Consider the following 25018-nt stretch of genomic DNA (forward strand, 5'->3'; position numbering starts at 1 on the left):
CCCGCTGCTCATACGACCCGCCCCTCGGCCGACCCGCCCGCCAGAGCCGTCCGCAGCTCGCCGACGAGGATCTGTCCCACCGTGCGCTGGGCGTCGGTCGTCGTGGCGCCGATGTGCGGAGTCAGGACGACGTTGTCGAGCGCCGCCAGCGCGGAGGTCCCCTGCTCGACGGAGTGCACGTCCAGCGCGGCACCGGCGATCGTGCCGGAGCGCAGCGCCTCGTGCAGCGCCTCCTCGTCCACCACACCGCCCCGGGAGACGTTGACCAGATAGGACTCGGGGCCCATCGTGGCGAACTCGCCGGTGCTCAGCAGACCCCGGGTCTCCTCGGTGAGCGGCACCGTCAGACATACCACGTCGGCCGTGGCGAGCAGCTCCGTGAGGGGCAGCCGGGTCACCCCGCGCCCGCGCAGCTCCTCGTCCCGGCGCGGGGAGGGCCGGGCCACGGAGGCGAGGACGCGCATGCCGAGGGCGCGTCCCCATTCGGTGACCCGTGAGCCGATCCGGCCCACCCCCACCACGCCGAGGGTGCGGCCGGCCAGCTCGGGACCGGCCGATCCGGTCTTGTCCCAGACGCCCTGGCGGATCCGGCGGTCCGCGCGGACGATGTTCCGGGTCACGGCGAGGGTCAGCCCGAGCGCCAGCTCGGCCACGGCACCCGCCGAGGCGCCAGGAATGTTGAACACCTGCACACCGGCCTCGTGGCAGGCCACGAGGTCGATGTTGTCGGTGCCCGCACCCGCCCGGGCCACCACGCGGAGCTTCTTGGCCTGCTCCACCGTGCGCCCGGTGATCCGCACCCCGCTGCGCACGACGAGCGCGTCGGCGTCCGTGACCAGCCCGGACAGCTCCTCCTCGGTAGGCCGCAGCCGTACCACCACGTCGTGCTCGCGGCTCATCTCCGCGACGGCGTCGGGGTGCAGGGGATCCAGCACGACGATCCGGGCCCGCCCTCCGGTCACGGTTCCTCCTGAGGTCATGGCTGAAGCCGCCGGTGCGTCCAGGCCGTCACGTCCGGCGCCGCCCGCTCGTACCACAGCCGCCGGTGCAGCCGGTCCGGGCTGCCGTACCAGAACTCGACGCTTTCCGGCAGCAGCCGGTACCCGCTCCACTCCGCCGGCCGCGTCAACCTGCCCTCGCCTTCGGCCAGGTCGCGGGCCCGGGCGCGCAGAGCCGGCTCGTCGTCGAGGGGGCGGCTCTGCTGGGACACGGCCGTGGTGGCCTGCGCGGCCCGCGGCCGTTCTGCGAACAGCCGGTCCGACTCGGTGTCAGCGAGCCGTTCCACGGTCCCGGCGACCGTGAGCTGCTGGAGCGTCTCCCGCCAGTAGAACGTCACCGACGCCCACGGCCGCTCGGCCAGTTCCCGGCCCTTGCGGCTGCCCCGGAAGCTGGTGAAGACCAGCCCTCGCTCGTCGGCCTCCTTGACCGACACCACCCGGGACGAGGGGCGCCCCACCGCGTCGGCGGTGGCCAGGACGGCCGCGTTCGGCTCCCGCACACCCCGCTCACGCGCCGCGTCCAGCCAGGCCCGCAGCAGGGCGAGGGGTTCCTCGGGCGGAGCGTCGAACTCCGGCAGGTCCAGGGTCGTGTCGCCGGTCAGGGTGTCGGCCGGTGTCGTATGCGATGTCATGTGCCTCATCTCCCCAGTGGTCAGACGGACGCGGGTGCGGGAGCGGCCTCGGCCCAGAACTCCCTCAGCCAGCACAGGATGTCCTGCATGACGTGGTGGTTCTGGTTCGGGCGCAACGCGCCGAGCTGGAAGAACATGACGCCCTCGCTCGGCGGTCCGAGCAGCGTCAGGCGCCGGTCGGGGCTCCCGTCGGCGCGCACCGGATGGAAGCCGTCGGTGAGGTCGAGGCCGCCGGGTACGAAGTCGGGCTCGCCGACCCCGGGGTTGCGCCAGGTGCGGACCAGGCCCCGGCGCAGCAGGTTCGGGTAGAGCGGCAGCACGTCGTGCTCGGCGTCGAAGGGGTGCACGCGGGAGTCGACCAGGACGTCCAGCGGGATGTCCGCCCCGGTGACCGGCCCCCGTACCCGGAACCGTCCTGACTCCTCGTCGCCGTACACCTCGGCGTCCGGACCGGCCGACACGTCGACCAGCCCCTGCCGGACCAGGGCCCGGATCTTCTCCATGACCTCCAGCGCGGCCCCGTTGCACAGCCGGTTGTGGTGGCGCATGAAGACGTCGAGGAAGTCCCGGTGCGAGGAGGCGTGCAGCCCGCCGAAGTCCAGGGCCGCCGCGAGGACGTCCCGCAGATCGCGCCAGACGCCGTCGGCGGCCGCCTTGGCCGGGTTCCACAGATTGTTCTGGGCGGCCCAGCGGTGGTCCAGGTCGAAGAAGTCCAGCAGCGCGTCCCGGTAGGCCTCGGGCGTGGTGTACGCGCCGCGGGGCAGCGGTTCGATGGTGCGCTCCCAGGAGAACCGGTTCTCCGCTGCCGTACGGCCGTGGCGGTACGGCGACTCGGCCGCCGCGACCGCCGCGGCGAACCGGGCCAGGTCACCGTCGAGGAGCTCCGCGAGGGCCGCGCCGCGCTCCTGGCCGAAGACCACCCGCAGGTACCGGGGCAGCACCGCGCGCGCCGACCACGGCACGTCCCCGTCCGGGGTCCCGGGTGCACTGGCGCCCGCCAGGACCTCGTCGACTTCGGCCGCCGTGGCGTCCACGCGTCGCTCCAGGGGCGCCAGCAGCCGCCGTATCGCCGCCTCGGATTCCGCGCCGGCACCGCCGTCGGTGAGGAAGGACTCGTACTGCGGCCTCACGGCGTCCGCGAGGTGGCGGCCGTACTCCGCGCCGAAGAGGGTCGTGTAGTAGAGGTGTGCCATCTCCAGCACGACCAGCGGCAGCAGATGGGCGCGGAAGTCGAGCTGGCGCCGGGTACGGCCGCTCACCCGGACCGGGCGGCCCGCCGGGACGCGCAGCCGTTCGACGGCCTCCTCGGTGAGGAACACCCCCCGGTGTTCGAGTCGTTCGGGGTCGGCCTCCTTGGCGTTGTAGGGGCGGGCGAAGGTGAACAGGCCGGAGCGGCTGAAGACGGCGATGGACGCGGGTTCCGCGCCGGACGGCGCATACTCCAGGCCTCCGTCGGGGCGGGGGGTGAAACGGCCGCCGCGGCCCTCGGTGAGGTGCAGGACGATGTCGATCGCCGTGAGGCCCATGCCCAGGCAGCCGACCGTCGTGCCGGGGCCCGCGACCCCGGGGCCGAAGGCGTTCTCCAGGGGGTAGGCGGAGGGCACGAAGGCGGCCGTGTGCCGGGCGGCGAAGCGGGTCCAGGAGCGGCGGGCGGCGGAGGCCAGCGGGTCGTTGGAGGAGTGGCCGGTCAGCATCAGGACGTGGTCGGCGACGACCGGGTCGCCGGTCACGGCCGGGGCCACCAGTTCGAGCCGGCCGTCCGCCCGTTCCACCAGGTCCGTCACCTCGGCCCGGTGCAGCAGCACCCGTACGCCGGGGCGCCCGCGCAGCAGCGTCACGAACCGGTTGAACCGGTCGCGCAGCGCCTCGCCGTGGACGTACCGCTTGGGCCAGTCCTCCGCCGACAGGTCGTACACCGGATCGCCGGTCTCCAGGAACCGGGCCCGGCACCACTGAAGGAGCGTGGGCCGGTCGGCCGAATCCAGCAGTGGGCCCGCGTCCGCCACGGACTCGTCGGCGGCGAACGCCACCTGGCCCACGATCCGGTTGAGGAAGCTGGTGAACGGCTGGTCCGGGCTGTGCACCTGCCCGGCCCCGAACTGCCCCGAGCGGTCGAAGACATGGACGTCGAGGGCCAGCGGCCCCTCGGCCGCCAACGCGGTGGCCGCCAGTCGGTCGAGCACATAGGTGCTGCTCGGTCCGCCCCCGACCAGGGCCAGGCTCACTCGCAGCCCGACGGGCGCGGCGGCGGTCACGCGGCCACCTCCGTCAGCTTGGCGACCACCCGGTCGAAGGCGGCGAGGAACCCGTCGATGTCGGCCTCGGTCAACTGGCCCATGTTGGCGACCCGGAAGACGCCCGCGAGCTGCTCCTGCGTGGAGTAGACGACATAGCCCTCGGCCTTGAGGCCGTCGTGCAGTTCGTCGTAGGTGATGCCCTCCGGGAGGTGGACGTTGGTCACCGAGTTCGCCCGGTGCCCGGGCGGGAGGAGGAAGCGGGCGCCTCGTTCCGTGAGGCCGGCGCGGACGCGTTCGGCGAGGGCGCGGTAGCGGGCGCCGCGGGCCGCCGTGCCCTCGGTGAGGGCGAGGTCGAGGGCCTTCTCGAAGGAGGTGATGACCTGCAGTGCGGGGGTGAACAGGGGAGCGTTCTTGCGGTCCTGGGAGATGTAGTGGCCGTACAGGTCGAGGTAGAAGGTGCGGGCGGGAACGTTCTCCAGGGCATCGAGCCGGTGCCGGGGGGCGACGACGAAGCTGACCCCGGGCAGGCCCTCCAGGTTCTTGTTGGCGGTGCCGACCAGCCAGTCGATGTGGTCGGCGCGGACGTCGAGGCGCTCCGAGCCCAGGCTGCTGATGGCGTCCACCGCGAGCTGCCGGCCGTGGCGGGCGACGACCTCGCCGATCTCGCGCAGCGGATTGATCTGGCCGGTGCTGGTCTCATGGTGGACCAGGCCGACATGGGTGATCGACGGGTCCTCGGCGAGCACCCGGTCGACCTCGGCCGGGTCGATCGGGTTCGTCCAGCCGAACTCGAGCCGCCGGTGCGGGACTTCGTGCACGCTGACGATGCGGTACAGGCGCTCGCCGTAGTGACCGTTGTCGAGGATCAGGATGCGGCCGTCGGCCGGGACCACGGAGGAGAACACCGCCTCCAGCGCGGCCGTGCCGGAGCCGGCCAGCAGCACCGAGGTGTACTCCTCGTCACCGCCGCCGATCCGGGCCGCCTTCTGGCGCACCCGGTTGATCAGCGCGGCCGCTTCCGGCTCGCGGTGGCAGCTGTCGGGTGCGGCGATGGCCTCCCGGACCTCCTCGTGGACGTTCACCGGGCCCGGGTTGAGCAGGACGAGCCGGTCGGCAGGTGAGACGGAAACAGACATGAGGGTGCCTCCAAAGCATGCGAGTGATGCGAGTGACCCGGAAAACCGGAGAGGGAGGTGTCCTAACGGCGGCGCAGCGCCCGGCTGAACGCGGCCGTCAGCACCAGGACCGCGCCACAGGCCAGCACCGCGAGACCCAGCGGGCGCACCACACCGTCCGCGCCCGACCTCGACGTCAGCAAGGCCAGCAGGACCGCGGCCAGAGCGGCCGCCACGTACTGACAGGTGCGGTACAGCCCCGAGGCGATGCCGATCCGGTCGGCCTCGGCGGCGGCGAGCATCGCCGACTGGTTGCCGATGCTGTTGAACCCGTTGGGCAGCCCGAGCAGGGCGGCGACCACGAGCAGCGCCCACACCGGCGTACCGGTGCCGACGGCCGTCCACAGCAGCAGACCGACGGCTGCGAGCGCCGAGTTGCCGATCAGCAGCGGCACCAGCACTCCGTACCGCGTCTGCAGCCGGGCCCCGACGCCGGTACTGACGAAGCCCAGGGCGGCGACCGGGAACACCACCAGACCGGCGGCCGCGGGGGACAGGCCCCTGCTGTCCTGGAGCCACTGCGGGAAACCGTAGAAGACCAGGTAGAAGGCGGTGTACGTGACCAGTGTCCGGGCGTAGGTGAAGCTGAGTGCCCGATTGCGCACGAGAAGCCGTACGTCGACGAACGGGGAGTCCGCTCTCAGCTCCCACCCGACATGGGCGGCGAGGAGCACGGCGGCGACGGGGAGCAGCCACAGGGCGGGTCCCGAGTCGAAGGAGAGCAGGAAGACCATGACGGCGACGACCGCGCCGACGAAGGTCAGCAGCCCCGGCAGATCGATCGTGCGCAGCAGCCCCGGACGGTCCGGGGACGCCGGCGGATCCGCGGGCACGGTGTTCCGCACCCACAGCCAGGCCGCCACCGCGAGCGGCACGTTCACCAGAAAGATCGCCTGCCAGCCGAATCCGCTGACGAGCAGCCCGCCGGCCGGCGGACCGAAGGCCACGGCGCTCTGGCCCACCATGGACAGGGTCGCCAGCGCCTTGGTCGGGGTACTCCCGGTGGTGGCGGAGTGGCCCCGGATGACGGCCACGGCGGCCGGGTACTGCGCCGAGCCGCCGAGACCGATCACCACCCGGCTCGCCGTCAGGGTGCCGAGCCCCGGCGCGAGTACGCCCATCACCGAGCCGAGCACCACCAGCAGCAGACCGCCGAGGTAGACCCGCCGGGGACCGTACAGATCGGTCAGCCGGCCGGCCGTGGGGGCGCCGACCGACGTGGCCACGTAGAGCCCCGAGACCAGCCAGGACAGGCCCGTGCCGGTGCCGAACTCGGCGCCGATGACGGGCAGCGCCACGGCGATCATCGACGAGTTGAGGGAGAGCAGGAAGACGCCGGTGCCGACCGAGTAGCGCAGCCCGGCGGGGACGTCACGGGCCGCCTGGACGGGCCGTTCGGTGCCGGTGCTCATGCCGGGCCCGCCTTTCCCGCGGGTACGGCCAGCCGTTCCAGATGGCCGGTGACCGCGTCCCACAGGGCGGCGACATCCGTCTCGGAGTACCAGTCCGTCTTGTAGTCGACCGCCAACCGCAGCCCGCCCGGGCCGCGTTCCTGCCACTGCGTGGCCAGGGCCGCGTCCTGCCAGCCGAGCCGGACAGTGACCGGCTCGGCCCGCGCCCCGGCGAACAGGTCGCCGAAGTCGCCATCCTCCCGCATCCGTTCGGGCTGCGCGTTGAACGACAGGAAGGGCGTGGTCGCCTGTGTGCCGAACAGTTCGGGCCGGTGGTCGTGGATCTGCGTCGGCCACGGCACCCGGCTCGCCTCCAGTCCTGTGGCCACGGCGGCCCGGAGTGCCTCCAGACGGGCCGCCGGATCGGCCCCGGCGTAGGGTTCGCTCGCCACGACGACCTTGCTCGCGAACCATCCGACGCTGTGCCGCACCGACGGATGCGCCCGGTTGGCGACCGTCATGGTAGTCGCGACCGTCCGCCGCCCGGAGAGGTCGGCGAGCGCCGAATGCACCGCCGAGAGCACCAGGTTGAGCCGGGTCGTCCGGGTCGCCCGCGCCACCGGCAGCAGCCGGTCGTAGTCGGCGGCCTCCCACGTGCGGTCGAGCCGGCGGATCCGCTCGTGCCGGACGGGAGTACGGCCAGTGAACCCCTTGAGCGGCGTGTCCGGCACGGGCTCGCCCCCGGCCAGCCGCCGCCTCAGCCGCAACCCGGCCTCGGACTCCAGATAGGCGTTCTGGCGCGCGGTGAACTCCACGAAGTCCTGCTGGATCACAGGCAGTTCCGTGTACGGCGCCCCCACCTCGGCCGCGTAGAGCGACCGCAGATCCCGCAGGAGTACGGTCCCGGACCAGCCGTCGGTGACGAGGTGCTCCACGACGAGCGCCACGAGAGGCTGTCGGCCGGTGACGACGAGCAGACGTGCCAGTGGACCGTCGGCGATGTCGAAGGGCGCGGCGGCGGCCTTCTCGAGGATGTCCTCGGAGGGGGTGCCCTCAGTCAGGGTGTTCTCATTGTGCTCAGTGTTCTCCGCGTGCTCAGTGTTCTCCGTGTGCTCAGTGTTCTCCGTGACGGTGCTCTGTGTGGGGGCGGCGAGCCGCACCAGGCCGACCGGCTCGGCGCCGCCGGTGCGCCACTGCTCGGCGCCCCGGTCGTGACCCGGACCGAAGGAGCTGAGCAGGACGGGGTGGCGCCGTTGGAGGGCCGCCCAGGCACGGTCCAGCGCGGCGAGGTCGAGCGGGCCGCTCACCTTGAACGCCCGTACCGAATGGTGGGGGTTGAACACCCCGCGGCGGGCTTCCGCGGCGCTCTGGAGCAGCCGGTGCCGGTGGTTCCAGGCGGCGGGGACGGTGCGCGCGGTCATGGCGCCGCCTTCGTCGGCCCGGCCCCGACGGGTGCTGTCAGCAGCGCCCCGATCTCGGCGATCGTGGGCGCCTCGAAGAGCAGACCCAGGGGGACCGGGGTGCCCAGGACGTCCTCCAGCCGGGCGGCGATCTCCAGGGCGAACAGCGAGTCGGCGCCCTGGTCGAAGAGGTTGTCGTCGGGGGACAGGGGGGAGACGCCGAGGACTTGTTCGCAGACCTCGGTGATGGAGGCGGCTGAGGCGGGGGGAGCCGACGCCGGGGCGGCCGCCACGGGTGTACCGGCCAGTGCCCGCAGCTGCGACCGGTCGAGCTTTCCGCTGGGCAGCAACGGCAGGGCCTCGCGCCCCAGATGCAGCACCGCCGGTACGGCAGCGGCCGACAGCTGATCGGTCACGGCCCGGCGCAGGGAGTCGCGGGTGACGGAGGACGTCCGCACGTGCACGTGTCCGACCAGCGTCACCTCCCCACGCTCGTCCCGGACGTCCACGACCCCCGCCTGGACCACGCCCGGCACGGACTCCAGGGCGCGTTCCACCGCCCGCAGCGCCAGCCGCACGCCGCGCACCTTGACCTGGTCGTCGATCCGGCCCAGCAGGTGCAGCACCCCGCTCGCGTCGAAGCTGCCCAGGTCACCCGTCGGGTACAGCAGATCGTCGGGACCGCCGGGTCCGGGCCGGAACGCGTCCGGTCCGGACAGATAGCCGTACGACCGGTAGGGCGTGCGGATGACCACCTCGCCACCGTCGGCCGACGCGGCCTGCGTGCCGGGCAGGGGGCTGCCCACTGGCTGCGGTCCCGGCGACGGTGGTTCGGGGACCTCGTACCAGAACTTGGCCAGGGTCGTCTCGCTCGGCCCGTACAGGTTGACCGCGCGGGCGCGGGGGGCGATCCGCCCGCGCCAGTCGCGCACCAGCTCGCCGTGGAGCTGTTCGCCGGCGAAGAAGGTCAGCCGCAGATCCGGCAGCGGGACGGGGGCCCGGCCGGCGAGCCAGCGGCGGGCGAGTGAGGGCACGGTGTGCAGGACGGTGACCCTGCGCCGGGAGAGGAACCCGAGTACCCGGTCCGCGTCGACCGAGCGCGACTCGGGCAGGCACAGCGCGGCGCCGGAGACCAGAGGCAAGAAGACGTCCCGGAGCGCCACGTCGAACGCCCAGCTGGTCAGTTGCCCGACCCGGTCACCCGGGCCGACCTCGAACGTGTCGCGCTGCCAGGTGACGAAGTGCGCCAGACCGGCGCCGCGGCCGAGGATGCCCTTCGGCTCGCCGGTACTGCCCGAGGTGAAACAGATGTACGCCGCGTCGGCGGGCGGGTCTTCGAGCGGCACGCGTTCCGGCAGCCGGTCGTACGACTCGTCCGCCCCGATCAGCCCGGTCGCGCGGCCCGCCGCCAGCACCGCCGTGCGCCGGGTGGGCGGCAGCACCGGATCGAGGGGGAGGACGACACCGCCGAGGCGGAGCACCGCGAGGAGCGCGGCGATCGACGCCGGACGCGGGGACTGCTCCACCGCGATCACGTCACCGGGACGTACACCGTGGCCGGCCAGCGCGTCGGCCAGACCGGAGACACGGTCGGCGAGTTCACGGTAGGAAAGGTCACCGGACGGCGAGAGAATCGCGGTTTCACCGCCGTACGCAGTGACGGCGATGTCGAACAATTCGACGACCAAGGGCAGCGGAACGAACGGCAGAATGCCCTCGAATAATGCGTCCGAATTGCCGTTGTCAGGTTTTTCGGAGTGAATCTCTGACATGGTGACCCCTACGCGTCGAGTTTCTGCCAGTCGGCCAGTCTCTGTAGCGCGAAAATGTCACCGACCGAGGCGATGGTGTCCTCAAGGGCGGTCGTTTCGCCGTTTCGGTATATCGAACGGAAAGTGTCCCGCAGGGAGGAGACGGTCGCCCGCAGGCCCTGGTTGGCGTATATCACCACGGACACGCCGGCCGCCGTCGCGTCGTCGATGTGCCAGTCCGGGTAGGTCGTGGGCACCACCACGACGGGCAGCCGGCCCTGCCAGGCGGCCAGGAAGTCGAGCACCTGGCCCTTGGTCTTCTGCTTGGAGTGGACGAGTACGGCGTCCGCGCCCGCGTCGGCGTAGGCGTGGCAGCGGTCCAGTGCCGCCTCGACGCCCAGCCCGGCGATCAGGGCCTCGGTGCGGGCGATGAGGAAGAAGTCGTCCGTCGACTGGGCGCTCTTCGCCGTCGCGACCTTCTTGGCGAACTGTGCGGTGTCGAGGAGCTCCTGGCCCTCGCCGACGAAGCTGTTCATCTTCGGGAAGAGCTTGTCCTCGATGCAGATCGCGGTGATCCCCGCGTCCTCGAACTCGCGCACCGTGTGCGCCACGTTCATGTTGCCGCCGTACCCGGTGTCGCAGTCCGCCACGACCGGGATCTGCAGTGCCTTCTGCATGTGCACGGCGGCTTCCAGGTACTCCGTCGCGGTCAGGATGCTGGCATCCGGTAAGCAACGGGCCGCCGACACCTCGAAACTCGACGACCACACCGCCTGGAAGCCGGCCTCTTGGGCCAGAACGGCTCCCAGCGCGTCATGCGCTCCGGCCACCCGCGCTATTCCCTCGGCGGCCAGTACGGATCGGAAAGAAGGGTGTTTCTTCCTGCTCACACATATCCCCCTCGTGTTCAAGTTGTGCCCCCATGTTAACCATGGGGATGCCGTCCCGGGGGGGCGGATTTTGCTGATGATTCACTAAAACACATTGCCGAAATGTCGGCGCAATGATGCGCCGGGCTCATTGATGTAGCGGCAATGTTTGTCACATGTTCGCCATTGAGAAGAGGTGTTTCATGGAGGAGCTCGTGCGCCTGAGCGACGCCGAGGCGCTTGCTGTCGGGCAGGCGCAGGTGGTCCGGGCCGCCCCGGGGGGGCAGGGCTCCGCCGTTCTCGAGATCGGCCGGGAATGATCACGTGAGTCCGCGGGCTGCCGGCGGCCGGCCCCTGTCCCGTCCGTGATGGCGCAGCCCCTCGGCGATGTCGCCCCGCCCCGCGAGGCGGAGCACACCGCCGGCCAGGTTTCTCAGCTTGTTCTTGATCTTCCGGCCACGTCATAGGGCGGAGACGGACGATTCCAGACGGCGTCTGACCGGCTGACGATCTTTCGAAGTTCGCGGGCGCTTCGTGGCGACATGGCTTGCATCACGGTGTCGAGGAGGGCTCGGGCTTCGAAGGGGTCGCCGCAGCAGTACCAGTGCACGTTGCCCCACTCGTAGTCGTGCCACAGATCCCGCTCGGGCTGATGGACGTAGTCCTTCCACAGACCCACAGCCGCGCTGACATCGCCAGGCTGCAGATAGTTGCGGGTGCGCTCGAGATGGATGACCTCGGACAACGCACGTGGGGACAGGCCGTCGACGGCAGGCGCTGCGCCTGTGGTCCGGTGGCTGCCGGGGGCGCCGGCACGGATCTGTCCTGGCCGTCTACGCGGCATGGACCTTTCGGTTCGTCGTCATGCGGTACATGGTGCCACGGTCTCGAATGACGTCTCGAACGGATTCGCCCGCGAGGGGAATCGCCGGACGTGGGGGCCGCCTTCGTCTGATCCTGTGCTCCGACCAAGGTGCACGTGACCATGACGAAGGCCGTGAGGGTGAGTCTGCTGCCTGATGCTGTCCGGAGGGAAGCGCTCGCGGAAGCGCCACGCTTCCGGGGCGCTCGGCCGACGGCCGCGGCTAGTTCCGGAAGCGGCTCGGCGTCGACGATGCGACGTGGGCGCCACGGACGCGGCTGGGCGCTGTGGAAGACGCTCGCCTCGTGCGCCAACAGCCTGAGCGAGGACGGCGCTGACGCCCGTAACGCGCGACGCGTGCTCTCAGAGATCATCGCTGATCGAGGCTGAGGGGCCGTAGGAGCGCGTGGACCCGCCGGGGCCAGCGCCTGAGAGGCGGTCTGCTTGCGCAACCAGCCCCGCATCAAACGGTGTTCGTGACCGGACGACTCCAGCGGCAACGGCTTCGGACCAGGCGCCGCCCCACTCCACAACCGCAAGCGAACTAACGACTCAGGACACTAGGCCGCTCACCTGGGTGTTCGCCGGACGCTGGAGCGGCCTCCGTCTGGCTTGGGACCGTATTCACCCCGCCTGACCACCCGCTGCGCGTGGATTGACCACACCGGCGAACTCCCGTCAGCGAGGGCACGCTGATCCGCCTCCAGGTCGACCGCTTGCCTTCGCATGACCGACCTCTGAGATCGAGATCACCGGGGATCTGGTCCGCGAGCTGCCGCAGGAGCTGACGGGCCCTAACGTTCAGTCGGGACACTCCGGCCGGCATCACCGGGCCCCCGCTTCCTCACCTCCCGGGCCTCCGGAGTCCCACGCACGAGCCGTCTGTTCGGGGGTACCTGCTGGGGGTGCGCGGCGCCCGGCACCGAGGAATGCTCAGGCGCCGTGGCAAGATCCGTGCGGGAACGATCGGAAGGCCACGAGGTATGGCACGTACGAGGGCACAGGCGAGCACCCGGCATCCCAGGCATGAGCGCAGGGGAGAGGCACGGCTCCCGGCGGTGATCGCTACCCTCGCCGCGATCGCCCTGTACCTGCTGCTGCCGCAACGGCTGCTGATCGCTCCCCGGTACGTCCTGCCCGCCCTTGAGTGCCTGCTGCTCATCCCGCTCATCGCGATCAACCCCAAACGGCTGACCCGGCAGACGAAGACGTTCCGCGTGCTGTCGCTGACACTCGTGGGCGTCATCGTGGTCAGCAATCTCGTGGCGCTGGTCATCCTGATCCACGAACTGCTCTACGCCGGGGTGAAGGACGGCCGGTCCCTGCTGGTGGCCGCGCTACAGGTTTGGCTCACCAACATCATCGTCTTCGGGCTGGCCTACTGGGAGCTGGACCGGGGTGGCCCGGTCAGCCGCACCCAGGCACCCCGCTCGGCCCTGCCGCTTGCCGACTTCCGTTTCTCCCAGGACGAGAACGACGACGCCGTCCAGGAAGTCGCCGACGGAGCCAGCGTCACCTCGGACTGGGTCCCCACACTGATGGACTACCTGTACGTGTCCACCACCAACTCCACCGCCTTCAGCCCGACCGACACCATGCCGCTGTCGACCCGCGCCAAAGCCCTGATGAGCGTGCAGAGCATCTCCGCTCTGCTGACCTCGCTCCTGGTGATCGCGCGGGCCGTCAGCATCCTGCACTGACCCCGCCGGCCGGCCGAGCGCCGCGCAACCGCCCGCGCGGCGTACATCCACCGCACACTCCATGGCCCGCGCCCGCCCGGTCTCGACGCGCCCCGCGCCATCCGGCCGGTCCGGGGCCGTTCCGTGCTTGCCCCCCTGGGCCCGGCGAGAACACTGAAGACGATGGCGAGGGTCAGGAGGTGCTGTGTGGCCGCCACGCACAGGCCGGCGGGTGCTCACGGCGGCGTTCGCCCTCCTGGCGCTGCTCGCATGCGGTGTCGGCGGGTATGCGCTGTTCGGTTTCTCGGTGCCCGGCGCCCTCTACATGACGGTGATGACGCTGACCACGGAGGCTTCTCCGGCGCAGCGCTGCGCACCACCGACCTGCACTTTCCGTCCTACACGCCGTGACCGAGCACGGCCTGAAGAAGGTGCTGGTCTACTTCAACCTGGTCTCCGACGCCCGCCGCTTCGCCCGAACTGCCCTGCACTCTGCGTCTGCTGACCAAGACCGACCCCGACCTCGTCCCCGGCGTCGACCCGAAGCTGTCCTTCGCCCACCCGCTGTGAGCTGCCCACACCCAGCCTTGTGCAACATCCTTCAGCCGGACACAGGTGTCGACTGCTCGTCCGCCCACTCGGCGAAGGTGGTGAGCGGGATGCCCAGCTCCCGGGCGAACTCGGGCCGGGCGGGCTGGAGGACCGCGTTGTTCCACTCGTGTCCGGCTCCCCACTTCGGCATCCCCGCGGCGAGGGCCTCTTCCACGGTCATGGAAGGCGCGGTCACGGGCACGCGCCAGGCGGCGGACAAGGTCTGCGCGATCTGCTCCATCGTGCGCAGGTCACCGGCCAGTTCCAGTTCCACCTGGTGAAGCCGGTCGGGATCTCGCAGGGCGCGCGCCGCGGCCGTGCCGATGTCCCGTACGGCCACCAGCGCCAGTTCGGTGTCCGGCTTCAGTACTGTCAGCAGTCCGCCGCGGGGACCCTTGGGCGCCAGCAGAGGCAGGTTCTCCATGAAGAAGGCGGGTTTGATCACCGTCCAGCGGGCAAAACCCGCGCCACGCACCGCCTCTATGATCGCCTGCTTGGTGTGGAAGTAGTCCGCCATCGCTGCCCAGCGGCCCTCGGCCCAGCCGGCGACCCGGGTGTGATCACCGACTCCACTGGTCGAGGACTGTACGAACTGCCGTACTCCTGCGGCCTTCGCCGCGTCCACCAGGTTGGTGGCCTGGGTGAGTTCGCTCGCGAAGTCCACGCTGGTCTCGGTCATGGGCGGCATCTGCACCGAGAACACCGCGCGGACCCCCTCGACCGCCGGGCCGAGGGAGGCCCGGTCGGAAAGATCCGCCCGCACTAGTTCGGCGCCCAGCGCCTCGATCGCTCGGGCGGGCTTCGACCACGGATCGCGTACGAGCGCACGTACGGGCACCTTGGCGGCCAGAAGCGCGCGAGCCGTGGCCCCGCCTTGCTGGCCGGTGGCGCCGGTGACCAGGACGATATCGCTGCTGCTGGGCATGGTTGCTGCTCCTCGCGGGCCGGAGAGACAAAACGGCGGGGCCCGCCGTTTTGCTTGGCGCTAAGATATGGCGGGGCCCGCCGCTTAGCAATGAGGAGATCATGACCGGTCAGCGCTCGGACGCCCGACGCAACTACCAGCGCATCCTCGCCGTCGCCGAAGCCGAGGTCGCCGCGCACGGTGCCGAGGCATCCCAGGAGCAGATCGCCCGCACCGCAGGCGTCGGCTCGGCGACCGTGCGCCGTCACTTCCCCTCCCGTCGGGCCCTGCTCGAAGCCGTCTTCCAGGAACGCATCGAGGGCCTGTGCGAGCGCGCCCGCCGGCTGAGTGCGACCGAGGACAGCCGCACCGCGCTCCTGGAGTGGCTCCACGCCTTGGTCCTCTACGCCGTCTCAGCCCGCGGATTCGCCCATGTCCTCAGCTACGAGCCCCCCACCGAAAAACCCTCCCCGAACAGCTGTGGCAGCAGAATCGAAGCGGCCGGAACTCCTCTGCTCCAGCGGGCCATCCGCGACAAGGCGGTTGCACCGCACGTCACCTTTCACGACCTGCTGACCCTCGCCGTCGGCATCGCCCTGGCCACCGAGCATCACAAGGCCCCCGATACCCAGGCCGACCGCCTCTTCCGCCTCGCTGTGGAAGGGCTCAGCCCTGAGCAGGGCACAGCCGGGGTGCCCAGGAGCTCCGATCCTTTGGCACTGGTGACAGAAGCTCTGCCGAATGAGCGCGTGTGACAAGTGGGATGCCTGATCGGTGAGAACCAGACTGCCTCGGCCGGCCCACTCCGCCAGCGCATCCGGCGATGCCGGTGACAACTCCTGAACTTCGGCTCAGCCCATTGGCAATCGCCAGCTTTCACGTAAACGATGTCCTTGCGGAGGGGCGGGAGAAGCCGCACCGTGGGCTGTCACGGCTTCACCCCCCGTTTGTGGCAGGCTCCCCTCAGGTGCGGGTCCAGTGTTGGTTGTTGCCGTTCGAGCAGGAGTAGAGCTGGACCAGGGTGCCGTTGGCGGTGCCGGCTCCGACGGCGTCGAGACAGAGTCCGGACTGGACGCCGACGATGGAACCGTCGGAGTTGAGGCGCCACTTCTGGTTGTCGCCGCCCCAGCAGCTGTAGATCTGCACCTTGGTGCCGTTGCCCGTACCGGCGGCGTCCAGGCACTTGTTGCCGTAGACCCTGAGTTCACCGGCGTCGGTGAGCGTCCACTGCTGGTTGGTGGCGCTGTTGCAGTCCCACAGCTGGACCTGGGTGCCGTCGGTGGTACTGGCGTTGGGCACGTCCAGGCAGCGTCCCGAGCCGACGCCCTTGATCTGTCCGCCTCCCGTGGGGGGAGGCGTGGTGGTGGAGCCGCCGTTGAGCGCGTTGAGGACCGCGGTGTAGGCGGGCTTCTTGCTGCCGTCGCCGTTGAACAGCAGCGGTGTGTCCCCCGAGCGCCAGGAGTCGCTGTCGCGCACGCCCCAGACGGTGATGCCGAGGCAGCGCGGGACGGCCAGACAGTCGTTGGTCACGTTGGCGTAGGTCGTGGACGAGGCGCCCTGGATGTCGAGCTCGGTGATGGCCACGTCGACGCCGAGAGCGGCGAAGTTCTGCAGTGTGGTGCGGAAGTTGCTGTTGTAGGGGCTGCCGCTGTTGAAGTGCGACTGGAACCCGACGCAGTCGATCGGCACGCCGCGCTGCTTGAAGTCGCGGACCATGTTGTACACGCCCTGGGTCTTGGCCCAGGTCCAGTTCTCGATGTTGTAGTCGTTGTAGCAGAGCTTGGCCGCCGGGTCGGCGGCGCGCGCGGTGCGGAAGGCGACCTCGATCCAGTCGTTGCCGGTGCGCTGGAGGTTGGAGTCCCGGCGGCCGCCCGAACCGTCGTCCGCGAAGGCCTCGTTGACGACGTCCCATTGAGCGATCTTGCCCTTGTAGTGGGCCATCACGCCGTTGATGTGGTCGATCATCGCCTGGCGCAGTGAGCTCCCGCTGAGGCTTTGCATCCAGCCGGGCTGCTGGGAGTGCCAGGCGAGCGTGTGGCCGCGCACCTTCTTGCCGTTCTGCACGGCCCAGTTGTAGACGCGGTCGCCGGCGGTGAAGTTGAACTGGCCCCGCTGCGGCTCGGTGGCGTCGATCTTCATCTCGTTCTCGGGCGTCACCATGTTGAATTCACGGTTCGCGATGGTCGTGTAGACCGAGTCGCCCAGCCTGCCCGAGGCGATGGCAGTGCCGAAGTAGCGGCCGCTCTGAGCCGCCGCGGCGCCGAGCGTGTTCTCGGCGGCGTGTGCGGTCGGCGGTGCGGCCAGGGCGGTGACCGCACCGAGGACGCCGACGACCAGCGCCAGCAGCAGGCTGCGGATCTTCCGGCGGGTAAGGGATCTGGGAAGGGCATACGAGCCCATGACTGTGCCTCCGAGGTAGAAATGGCTGATCGACTGAAGCGCACGGGATTGCGTCGCCCGGCTCCGTCCGGCAGACGGACGGAGCCCGGGCAGGACGGAATCACCGGACACCGCGGTCACGGGGACCGGGATGACGCCAACGGCACGGGCGCCGCCCCCGGTCGGCCGTCGAGCGACGTACGACGTACCGCGGGCGGCGGGCTTGTTCCACGTCTCGACACAGGCATGGGGTACTCCAGCGCGGCTCAGCCGGGGGACCGTCACACGCGTCGCAGGCCTCTCCAACTGCGGGAAGAGAGCCAGGGTGCGCTGGTGCGGACCTCACCGGAACGGAACGGGGGTGGCGCAGGTGATGTGGTGCGCGGGTCTGCCGTGCAGTTGGTCGCTGATCTGCGTGCAGCATGGATCGCCCAGGCCGATACAGCCCGGAATCTCGAACAAGGCCCGGTTCCTCAGACAGGGATGATTGAGGCGTGGCCGTGGATCGTCAATACTCCCGGTCGCAGAAATTTCCGACTGGTGGACGAAACTTTCGGTCAGCCGGTTAGTGGACGGCGACCCTCGGTGCCGGCATCTGCGGCGTGCGGATTTCGTCGTCAGGGGCGTTTAAGGCAGGGTCGCCCGAGTGTCCGCCCCGTCCGCACATCGCTTCCGTCCGGGGTCAAGACGCTTACGAGCCAGCCATTTGACGGTATGGCGTGCGCTGGGCGACGCGTGGTGGTGCGAATGTTTCGGCGTTCGAGGCGATACATGCGAGAGGTATTGACGGCGTTCACCGGTTCTCTATCATCAGGTTGCTCGATGGTTCGACCTTTGTTCGACATGACGAACACTTCGGGCCGCTCCATCGCGCAGTGGGGCCATGTCCGGCAGCGCCGCCTGGAGTCGGACATCGCAAGGGCCGTGCCGCATGTGTATGCAACAGATGCATGTCACGGCTGCATATGTCATGGACTCATCAACTATTCCAGTCCGCCGTGGTGCGCGCGGCCAGCTGCACACCGCACCACGCCGACAGTCCGGTCAGCCTCTGACGAGGCCGACCGGAACCGCCTACTCAGGGTCTAGGGAGTGTGCATGCGTAGACGAAGTTCCAGCCGCAGGCATCCGTCAGTGGTGCTCGGCGCCGTGGTTGCGGCCCTGGCCGCGTTGGCGGCGATGCTCGTCGCCGCCCCGGCTCAGGCGGCTTCCAGCGGCGCCTTGCGCGGTGTTGGTTCCGGCCGGTGTCTCGATGTGCCGGGCGCCGGCCAGACCGACGGCACGTATCTGCAGATCTATGACTGCTGGGGCGGGACCAACCAGCAGTGGACGTTGACGGACAGCAACCAGCTCACCGTGTACGGCAACAAGTGCCTGGATGTTCCGGGCCACGCCACCACGGCCGGTACCCGGGTGCAGATCTGGACCTGTTCCGGCGGTGCGAACCAGCAGTGGCGGGTGAACTCGGACGGCACGGTCGTCGGCGTGGAGTCAGGCCTGTGCCTGGAGGTCACGGGCTCCGGTACGGCCAACGGCACAGCGGCGCAGATCTGGACGTGCAACGGGGGCAGCAACCAGAAGTGGACCGGCCTGTCCGGGACGACCTCGCCGGGGGACGGCACGTGTTCTCTGCCGTCGACGTACCGGTGGACGTCGACGGGTGCGCTGGCGCAGCCGGCGAACGGGTGGGTCTCGCTGAAGGACTTCACCAACGTGACGTACAACGGCAAGCACCTGGTCTACGCGTCGAACGTGTCGGGATCCGCCTACGGCTCGATGGCGTTCAGTCCCTTCACGAACTGGTCCGACATGGCGTCGGCCCGCCAGACCGGCATGAGCCAGGCCACGGTGGCGCCCACGCTGTTCTACTTCGCGCCAAAGAACATCTGGGTGCTGGCGTACCAGTGGGGTCAGTGGCCGTTCATCTACCGCACGTCGAGTGACCCCACCAACCCCAACGGCTGGTCCGCACCGCAGCCCCTGTTCACCGGCAGCATCTCCGGTGCCGCCCCCATCGACCAGACCCTGATCGGGGACGACCAGAACATGTATCTGTTCTTCGCCGGTGACAACGGCAAGATCTACCGGGCGAGCATGCCGATCGGGAACTTCCCGGGCAACTTCGGCTCGTCGTACACGACGGTCATGAGCGACACGGTGAAGAACCTGTTCGAGGCACCGGAGGTGTACAAGGTCCAGGGCCAGAACCAGTACTTGATGATCGTCGAGGCGCGGGGTGCGAACGAGCAGCGCTTCTTCCGCTCGTTCACGGCCTCCAGCCTGAACGGTTCGTGGACCCCGCAGGCCGCCACCGAGTCCAACCCCTTCGCGGGCCAGGCCAACAGCGGTGCCACGTGGACCAACGACATCAGCCACGGTGACCTGGTCCGCAACAACCCCGACCAGACCAAGACCATCGACCCCTGCAACCTGCAGTTCCTCTACCAGGGCAAGTCCCCGAGCGCGAGCGGCCCCTACGACCAACTGCCGTGGCGGCCGGGCGTCCTGACTCTGCAGCGCTGAACCGGCCTGTGTACCTCGCCGACGGCCGGCCTCACCCAGATCGGGCCGGCCGTCGCCTGTGCCACCATGAAGCAGCGCCGGGGAAGCCGATGAACCGCTGACGAGCGCCGAGCCGGACACGGTGCTCTGCTGGAGACTCTGTGCGTTGACTCCAGCCGCCGGTCCGGCTGGCATTGAGCAGGTCACCCTCCGCCGTACTCCGTCTCCACCCATGAGCTGTCGAATGGAAGGTGCCCGACGCCACAGAGCGCCGCGCGGCCGGCGCGCGACTCTGGGCCGAGGGCGGCACCCACATCCTTCACCCGCCTGCGGAGATACGGGAGACCGCCTCGGAACTCGGCTTCGACCAAACTTGACGGCAACGGCCGTGTCAAGGCCGGTTACGTGTTTCCGGGCTCCTGACCGGCGGCAGCGCAAGCCACTGTCCCGGCGGCTGCTGAGAGAGCCTCGGCCGTCGCCGGGTCGGCCGGCAGGAACGCCTCCAGCTTCAGCTCGGCCAGCGTCACGTCAACGGCGGTGGCGAAGGTCGTAACGGTCGTCATCAGGCACAGCTCACCGTACGAGGACCGCAGACGGAGCGGAACGGCGAAACCCAGTAGCCCGGCGGACGGCTCCAGCTCGGGAACGTACCCGGTGAGTTCGGCGCGCAACTCCTCCAGGTTGCCAAGGCGTGCCAAGATGTGGCGCGCCCATTCGGCGAGGTTGCGGATACGGGGGGCCAGGCCGTCGGGATGCAGTGCCAGGCGGTAAATGTTCGTGCCCGGGCCCACCAGCTCGGGGGCTGCACCCTCGGTGATCAGGTCGAATGCGGTGTTCGCGGCGATCAGGTCACCGCCCCGGTCCACGACTAGTGCCGGATACGGCAGGTGCCCACGAAGGATGTGGTCGATTGCCGTGCGCACCGAGGCCAGCACCGGATCGTCCAGTGAGCTCTCGGGGTAGGCGGGAGCGTACCCGGCGGCCAGCAACAGCTCGTTGCGCTCCCGCAGCGGCAGCTCCAGTGCCTCGGCCAGGCGCACGACCATGTTCCGGCCGGGGACAGACCTACCGGATTCAATGAAGCTGAGGTAGCGCTGGGTGGTGCCCGCTCGCAGCGCCAGGTCGAGCTGGCTGAGATGGCCGCGGGTACGACGTTCACGAAGCGTACTAGGGAAGTCCACGGGCCTGTTGTAGCGGCGGCGGACGGTCCAGGCCATTCCCCACAGGGAATTGTCGCCACTCGTACCGGTCGTGAACATTGCCGGCATGGACATCGGTGTACTGCTTCCGACCGGAACCGCCCAGTGGGGCGCTGCCGACGACCCTAGCGAGCTCATTGCCTTCGGCCGGTACGCCGAACGCTCGGGCTTCTCCTCGCTCTTCGTCAACGATTCCCTGATCAGCCCGCGCATCGAGGCGCTCACGATGCTGGCAGCCCTCGCCCCGGTGACCGAGGCCGTGACGCTGGGCACAGCTGCACTCTTGCCGTTCCTGCGTCGGCCGATCCAGGCCGCGCAGTCGCTCGCGTCGATCGACCTGCTGTCCGGCGGCCGGCTCACCGTGACCGTCGGCGCCGGCTTCCCCGGCCGATTCGGGCGGCCCCTCTACACACTGTCCGAGCTGCCGTGGGAACGGCGCTTCGCCCGCCTGGACGAGACGGTCGCGCTGTGGCGGGCTCTGTGGGACGGCGCCGACGCCTTCCACGGCGAGCTCCTCCGGTTCGACGACATCCCGCCCACGACAAGGCCGTTCCGAGCCGGCGGCCCACCTGTCTGGCTGGGCGGCGCGACACCCGCGGCGCTGGCCCGCACCGGCCGACTGTACGACGGATGGCTGCCCTACCCGCCCGACCCCGCCGACTACGCATCCGGCCTCCGCAACGTCCACAAGGCGGCGGCCGACGCCGGACGTGCGGCTGAGAACATCATCCCCGCACTGTTCGTCTCGGTACGGATCGACGACGACATCGAGAGCGGCCGTCGGGTACTGGACGACTACGCGCGGGCCACATACGGAATGCCGCTGGAGGAGCTGGAAAAGATCCAGGCCGTTGTCACCGGCTCCGCGGACCAAGTGCTTGAACACCTGGGACGGTACGCCGCCGCCGGTGCCCAGCACATCGTCGCCCGCCTCGCCGCCCTGGACCTCCACTCCCAGCGCGACCAACTCGCACGGCTCGCAGACCTGATCCCCGCCGTCCAGGGGGCAGCTGATCACTCCACCCCGGAAGGCTCCGGTGAGTCCGGCCCAGCCGGCACGAAGTGATGAAGCCGGCCAGCACCGCCCGGCGGTCCTGCTCGCCGTCCAGGACCCGGCGCGTCTTCAGCGCGGCGAGACCGGCTTCACCGGGGGACGGTATCCATACGAACAACCGGCCCTCGCGCTTGCGGGTGACGGCGTTCTTCGTCAGCAGGCGGGCCGGCACCGTCATCACGGTGGTGTAGGCGAGGTCGGCGGGCAGCCGGTCCTGCACCCGGGTCGCCGTCACCGGCCCCTCGGCCTGGTGCAGCGCCGGGAGCACCTGCGTCTCCAGTGCGCCCTGTGCCCGGCGCCGGCCGCGCGGATGCGGCTCCGCCACGTGACGTCTCCCTCCTGTCCGGCCTCTCGTGCCGGGGAGCGTCACATCCTGCAAAGCGGTGCACGCGTCCCCCACCGCAAACTTCTACAGTGTTGTAGATTTCAGTTCGGGGTCCGTGACACGGGCCCGAACCGACGGTGTTGTGGAGGGATGAAGATGGGCGTTTCCCTGTCCAAAGGCGGCAACGTGTCGCTGAGCAAGGAGGCTCCGGGTCTGAGCGCTGTGCTCGTGGGGCTGGGCTGGGACGTACGGACCACCACCGGCGCCGACTTCGACCTGGACGCTTCCGCGCTGCTGCTGAACGCCTCGGGCAAGGTCGTCTCCGACCAGCACTTCGTCTTCTACAACAACCTCACGAGCCCGGACGGTTCGGTGGAGCACACCGGCGACAACCTCACCGGTGAGGGCGAGGGCGACGACGAGAGCATCAAGGTGAGCCTCGCCACCGTGCCCGCCGACGTCGACCGGATCGTCTTCCCGGTGTCGATCCATGACGCCGATGCCCGGGGACAGAGCTTCGGGCAGGTCCGCAACGCCTTCATCAGGGTGGTGAACCAGGCCGGCGGTGCCGAACTCGCCCGTTACGACCTGTCCGAGGACGCCTCCACCGAGACCGCGATGGTCTTCGGCGAGTTGTACCGCAGCGGCGCGGAGTGGAAGTTCCGTGCCGTCGGCCAGGGGTACGCCACCGGCCTGGCCGGCATCGCTGCCGACTTCGGAGTCAGCGTCTGAGCCGACGACGTACCCCAGGAATCCGTGGGAGCGGCACACCCGGTCTTCGGCCGGAGGACCGGGCGGACTTCGAGGAGGCGGTCCGGCTGGCCCTGGCCACGGCTGACGTCCGGTCGGCGCTGCTCGCCGATCCGAGCGGCAGGGCGGCCGGGCTGCTGAGGGACTGGGCGCTGGCCGCGCAGGACGAGATCTCGGCCGTCGCCGCCGAGGAATACCGTGTGTACCTTGCCGCCCGCTCCGTGCCGTACGGGCAGCCGGGCAGCGGTGACGGCACGGTCGGGCCGCTGCTCGCCGTGCTCACGCCCCTGTTGTCCGCCGGCGCGGGGGTGGTACTGCTGCTCGTGGGATACGGACTCCGGCTCGCCGGTGCGGTCACGGAGTTCGCGGCCTCGGTCATACGGGCCGGCTGGGTGCTCGCGGCGGCCGCGGCGGTGACAGGCGCTGCGGGCGTGGGCGCGCTGCTGTGGGTGGCGTCACGAGGCGGAGGGCGGCAGGGTCCCGACCCGCTACAGGCGCGGGAGAGATGGCGTCAGGTCCTTCTTGATCGGGGCGTGCTGCCCTACCTGCGCCGCCGTCTGCCTGATGTTCTGACCCCGTGACGGACCGCGAGTGATCCAGCGAACGAATGAGAGACGAGGACGTATGTCGGTCAATCTGACCAAGGGCCAGCAGATCAGTCTGAGCAAGTCGGACGGTACCTCGCTGAGTGCCGTCCGTATGGGGCTGGGCTGGCAGGCCGCCCAGCGCAAGGGATTCCTGGCCAAGCTGGCCGGTGCCCGGGAGATCGACCTCGACGCGTCGGCTGTGCTGTTCGCAGGCGGACAGCCGGCCGACGTGGTCTTCTTCCAGCATCTGGTCAGCGACGACGGCTCGGTGCGGCATCTCGGCGACAACCTCACCGGCGGTGCGGGGGCCGGAGCGGACGACGAGGTGATCCTCGTCGACCTCGGCCGGGTCCCGCCGCACGTCGACCAGATCGTCTTCACGGTCAACTCGTTCACCGGGCAGACCTTCGCCGAGGTGCAGAACGCGTTCTGCCGCTTGGTGGACGAGACCACCGGACAGGAACTCGCCCGCTACACCCTCAGCGGCGGCGGAGCGCACACCGCACAGATCATGGCGAAGCTCTACCGGGCAGGCGGGGGGTGGCAGTTGAAGGCCATCGGTGAACCCGCGGCCGGCCGGACCTTCCAGGACCTGTTGCCCACCATCGCCGGTCACCTGTGACCGGGGTGCCCAGCCCGGATCAGTCGTGACGAGAGCCGACCGGCCGTCGACGGCGAGGCGTTGAAGCTCTGTCACCTGGTGACGACATTCGCCAGCGATCGGTTGCGGTAGCCCCGTGATGGGGGCTCAGCGTGGGTGGCACTCGGTTGTCCACGCTGAGCAACGAACGCTTCAGGGGCGGAAGGTGCGGCGGTAGGTGTCGGGTGGGACGCCGACGCTGCGATGGAAGTGGCGGCGCAGGGTGGTGGCGGTGCCCATGCCGGTGGCCGCGGCGATGGTGTCCACGGTGGCGTCGGTGGTCTCCAGCAGTTCCTGGGCGTGGCGGATGCGCTGGGTGTGGAGCCATTGCAGCGGCGTGGTGCCGGTGAGGTGCTTGAAGTGGCGGCCGAGGTGGCGTGAGCTCATGCGGGCCTGGCGGGCCAGGTCCTCCACGGTCAGCGGCTGGTTCAGCCGCTCCAGTGCCCAGGGAAAGAGCTCATCCAGGGGGTGGTTGCCTGGGGCGGGTACCGGGGTGGAGATGAACTGGGCCTGGCCGCCGTCGCGGTGGGGTGGGACGACCAGGCGGCGGGCGATCTTGTTGGCGTTGGCTGAACCGTGGTCGAGGCGGGCCAGATGCAGGCACAGGTCCATGGCGGCGGCCTTGCCCGCGGAGGTGAGGACGTCTCCGTTGTCGACGTAGAGGACGTCCGGGTCGATGGTGGCCGAGGGGTGACGCCGGGCCAGTTCCCGGGTGTGGGCCCAGTGCGTGGTGGCGCGCCTGCCGTCGAGCAGTCCTGCCGCGCCCAGGACGAAGGCGCCCGTGCACAGTGAGGCCACGCGGGCGCCGGCGGCGTGGGCCGCACGCACCGCCTCGACCAGTTCGACGGGCGGGTCGCGGTCGGTGTCGGCCCAGCCGGGGACGATCACCGTGTCCGCGTGGGCGAGGTGGCTGAGTCCGTGGTCGGGTTCCAGGTGGAATCGGCCGATGCGCACCGGGCCGCTCCCGCAGAGGGAGAAGTCGTACCAGGGGTCCACGACATGGGTCAGGTCGGAGCCGAAGATCTCGAGGGCCACGGACAGTTCGTAGTGGAGCATGCCGTCGGTGACGGCCAGCGCGACAGCGGGCATGTCC

21 protein-coding genes and 1 pseudogene are annotated in these 25018 nt (G+C 70.1%); 8 read left to right on the forward strand and 14 right to left on the reverse strand.

All coding sequences use genetic code 11. The annotated features are described in order from the left end of the window. Positions 1-8: 8 nt before the first annotated feature. From MB828_RS22875 to MB828_RS22910, 8 genes are all read right to left on the reverse strand, one after another. Positions 9-962: a hydroxyacid dehydrogenase gene (locus MB828_RS22875; RefSeq protein WP_301649841.1), complete on the reverse strand. Its 954-nt coding sequence runs from the start codon at positions 960-962 to the stop codon at positions 9-11. A 14-nt stretch (positions 963-976) separates the two neighbouring features. Continuing rightward, positions 977-1630, reverse strand: a complete 654-nt coding sequence (gene phzG / locus MB828_RS22880; protein WP_301649842.1) for a phenazine biosynthesis FMN-dependent oxidase PhzG — start codon at positions 1628-1630, stop codon at positions 977-979. A gap of 20 nt (positions 1631-1650) precedes the next feature. Then, a complete protein-coding gene (locus MB828_RS22885; protein WP_301649843.1) occupies positions 1651-3885 on the reverse strand; it encodes an FAD/NAD(P)-binding protein in 2235 nt (744 codons plus the stop codon). Further along, positions 3882-5003 (reverse strand): pyridoxal-phosphate-dependent aminotransferase family protein, encoded by a 1122-nt coding sequence (locus MB828_RS22890; RefSeq protein ID WP_301649844.1) that lies wholly within the window; start codon positions 5001-5003, stop codon positions 3882-3884. The genes MB828_RS22885 and MB828_RS22890 overlap by 4 nt, the downstream gene beginning before the upstream one ends. 62 nt (positions 5004-5065) lie before the next feature. Then, positions 5066-6454, reverse strand: coding sequence for an MFS transporter (locus MB828_RS22895; protein ID WP_301649845.1), 1389 nt, complete (start codon positions 6452-6454; stop codon positions 5066-5068). Continuing rightward, entirely contained in the window at positions 6451-7854 is a 1404-nt protein-coding gene (locus tag MB828_RS22900) for a condensation domain-containing protein (RefSeq protein WP_301649846.1), read from the reverse strand. The genes MB828_RS22895 and MB828_RS22900 overlap by 4 nt, the downstream gene beginning before the upstream one ends. Further along, a complete protein-coding gene (locus tag MB828_RS22905) occupies positions 7851-9521 on the reverse strand; it encodes a non-ribosomal peptide synthetase (RefSeq protein WP_301649847.1) in 1671 nt (556 codons plus the stop codon). The genes MB828_RS22900 and MB828_RS22905 overlap by 4 nt, the downstream gene beginning before the upstream one ends. 92 nt (positions 9522-9613) lie before the next feature. Next, entirely contained in the window at positions 9614-10474 is an 861-nt protein-coding gene (locus tag MB828_RS22910; RefSeq protein ID WP_301649848.1) for an isocitrate lyase/phosphoenolpyruvate mutase family protein, read from the reverse strand. 155 nt (positions 10475-10629) lie between these two features. Here MB828_RS22910 and MB828_RS22915 point away from each other — a divergent pair, with 155 nt between their 5' ends. Next, a complete protein-coding gene (locus MB828_RS22915; protein WP_301649849.1) occupies positions 10630-10773 on the forward strand; it encodes a hypothetical protein in 144 nt (47 codons plus the stop codon). 113 nt (positions 10774-10886) lie between these two features. On the opposite strand, the gene MB828_RS22920 is transcribed toward MB828_RS22915, so the two are convergent. Continuing rightward, complete coding sequence (locus MB828_RS22920; RefSeq protein ID WP_301649850.1) at positions 10887-11198, reverse strand: hypothetical protein; 312 nt, start codon at positions 11196-11198, stop codon at positions 10887-10889. 1175 nt (positions 11199-12373) lie between these two features. On the opposite strand from MB828_RS22920, the gene MB828_RS22925 reads away from it, so the two are divergent. Then, complete coding sequence (locus MB828_RS22925) at positions 12374-13015, forward strand: hypothetical protein (RefSeq protein WP_301649851.1); 642 nt, start codon at positions 12374-12376, stop codon at positions 13013-13015. A 580-nt stretch (positions 13016-13595) separates the two neighbouring features. Here the strand turns inward: MB828_RS22925 and MB828_RS22930 are convergent. After that, entirely contained in the window at positions 13596-14510 is a 915-nt protein-coding gene (locus MB828_RS22930; RefSeq protein ID WP_301649852.1) for an NmrA/HSCARG family protein, read from the reverse strand. A 101-nt stretch (positions 14511-14611) separates the two neighbouring features. Here MB828_RS22930 and MB828_RS22935 point away from each other — a divergent pair, with 101 nt between their 5' ends. Further along, positions 14612-15244 (forward strand): TetR/AcrR family transcriptional regulator, encoded by a 633-nt coding sequence (locus tag MB828_RS22935; protein ID WP_301649853.1) that lies wholly within the window; start codon positions 14612-14614, stop codon positions 15242-15244. 208 nt (positions 15245-15452) lie between these two features. Here the strand turns inward: MB828_RS22935 and MB828_RS22940 are convergent, their stop codons facing one another. Then, positions 15453-16889, reverse strand: a complete 1437-nt coding sequence (locus MB828_RS22940; RefSeq protein WP_301649854.1) for an endo-1,4-beta-xylanase — start codon at positions 16887-16889, stop codon at positions 15453-15455. Between the two features lie 1077 nt (positions 16890-17966). Between MB828_RS22940 and MB828_RS22945 the strand changes: the two genes are divergently transcribed. After that, positions 17967-19391 carry a non-reducing end alpha-L-arabinofuranosidase family hydrolase gene (locus MB828_RS22945; protein ID WP_301649855.1) on the forward strand — a complete coding sequence of 475 codons (1425 nt, stop codon included), beginning with the start codon at positions 17967-17969 and terminating at the stop codon, positions 19389-19391. A 380-nt stretch (positions 19392-19771) separates the two neighbouring features. Here MB828_RS22945 and MB828_RS22950 read toward each other — a convergent pair whose 3' ends face one another. Continuing rightward, positions 19772-20551: a helix-turn-helix domain-containing protein gene (locus tag MB828_RS22950; RefSeq protein WP_301649961.1), complete on the reverse strand. Its 780-nt coding sequence runs from the start codon at positions 20549-20551 to the stop codon at positions 19772-19774. Positions 20552-20636: 85 nt separating this feature from the next. Here MB828_RS22950 and MB828_RS22955 point away from each other — a divergent pair, with 85 nt between their 5' ends. After that, positions 20637-21635, forward strand: coding sequence for an LLM class flavin-dependent oxidoreductase (locus MB828_RS22955; protein WP_343236186.1), 999 nt, complete (start codon positions 20637-20639; stop codon positions 21633-21635). On the opposite strand, the pseudogene MB828_RS46675 reads toward MB828_RS22955, so the two are convergent. After that, positions 21628-21948, reverse strand: a pseudogene (locus MB828_RS46675) (BlaI/MecI/CopY family transcriptional regulator); the annotation flags it as partial. The gene MB828_RS22955 and the pseudogene MB828_RS46675 sit on opposite strands and share 8 nt — an antisense overlap. 156 nt (positions 21949-22104) lie before the next feature. Here MB828_RS46675 and MB828_RS22965 point away from each other — a divergent pair. From MB828_RS22965 to MB828_RS22975, 3 genes are all read left to right on the forward strand, one after another. Then, positions 22105-22680: a TerD family protein gene (locus MB828_RS22965; RefSeq protein WP_301649857.1), complete on the forward strand. Its 576-nt coding sequence runs from the start codon at positions 22105-22107 to the stop codon at positions 22678-22680. A gap of 218 nt (positions 22681-22898) precedes the next feature. Next, complete coding sequence (locus MB828_RS22970) at positions 22899-23279, forward strand: hypothetical protein (protein ID WP_301649858.1); 381 nt, start codon at positions 22899-22901, stop codon at positions 23277-23279. A gap of 43 nt (positions 23280-23322) precedes the next feature. Beyond that, on the forward strand, positions 23323-23907 hold the full coding sequence (locus tag MB828_RS22975) for a TerD family protein (RefSeq protein ID WP_301649859.1): 585 nt from the start codon (positions 23323-23325) through the stop codon (positions 23905-23907). A 171-nt stretch (positions 23908-24078) separates the two neighbouring features. Here MB828_RS22975 and MB828_RS22980 read toward each other — a convergent pair whose 3' ends face one another. Beyond that, positions 24079-25014 carry a helix-turn-helix domain-containing protein gene (locus tag MB828_RS22980; RefSeq protein ID WP_301649860.1) on the reverse strand — a complete coding sequence of 312 codons (936 nt, stop codon included), beginning with the start codon at positions 25012-25014 and terminating at the stop codon, positions 24079-24081. Between the last annotated feature and the right edge of the window lie 4 nt (positions 25015-25018).

Source organism: Streptomyces arenae (assembly GCF_022343545.1).
Lineage (GTDB): Bacteria > Actinomycetota > Actinomycetes > Streptomycetales > Streptomycetaceae > Streptomyces > Streptomyces humi.

Bases quoted from the DNA above. Each gene is read 5' to 3' on its own strand.
- phzG (WP_301649842.1), bottom strand. From the start codon at position 1,630: ATGACATCGCATACGACACCGGCCGACACCCTGACCGGCGACACGACC.
- MB828_RS22940 (WP_301649854.1), bottom strand. From the start codon at position 16,889: ATGGGCTCGTATGCCCTTCCCAGATCCCTTACCCGCCGGAAGATCCGC.
- MB828_RS22915 (WP_301649849.1), top strand. From the start codon at position 10,630: ATGTTCGCCATTGAGAAGAGGTGTTTCATGGAGGAGCTCGTGCGCCTG.
- MB828_RS22900 (WP_301649846.1), bottom strand. From the start codon at position 7,854: ATGACCGCGCGCACCGTCCCCGCCGCCTGGAACCACCGGCACCGGCTG.
- MB828_RS22935 (WP_301649853.1), top strand. From the start codon at position 14,612: ATGACCGGTCAGCGCTCGGACGCCCGACGCAACTACCAGCGCATCCTC.
- MB828_RS22890 (WP_301649844.1), bottom strand. From the start codon at position 5,003: ATGTCTGTTTCCGTCTCACCTGCCGACCGGCTCGTCCTGCTCAACCCG.
- MB828_RS22945 (WP_301649855.1), top strand. From the start codon at position 17,967: ATGCGTAGACGAAGTTCCAGCCGCAGGCATCCGTCAGTGGTGCTCGGC.
- MB828_RS22955 (WP_343236186.1), top strand. From the start codon at position 20,637: ATGGACATCGGTGTACTGCTTCCGACCGGAACCGCCCAGTGGGGCGCT.
- MB828_RS22965 (WP_301649857.1), top strand. From the start codon at position 22,105: ATGGGCGTTTCCCTGTCCAAAGGCGGCAACGTGTCGCTGAGCAAGGAG.
- MB828_RS22980 (WP_301649860.1), bottom strand. From the start codon at position 25,014: ATGCCCGCTGTCGCGCTGGCCGTCACCGACGGCATGCTCCACTACGAA.
- MB828_RS22895 (WP_301649845.1), bottom strand. From the start codon at position 6,454: ATGAGCACCGGCACCGAACGGCCCGTCCAGGCGGCCCGTGACGTCCCC.
- MB828_RS22975 (WP_301649859.1), top strand. From the start codon at position 23,323: ATGTCGGTCAATCTGACCAAGGGCCAGCAGATCAGTCTGAGCAAGTCG.
- MB828_RS22930 (WP_301649852.1), bottom strand. From the start codon at position 14,510: ATGCCCAGCAGCAGCGATATCGTCCTGGTCACCGGCGCCACCGGCCAG.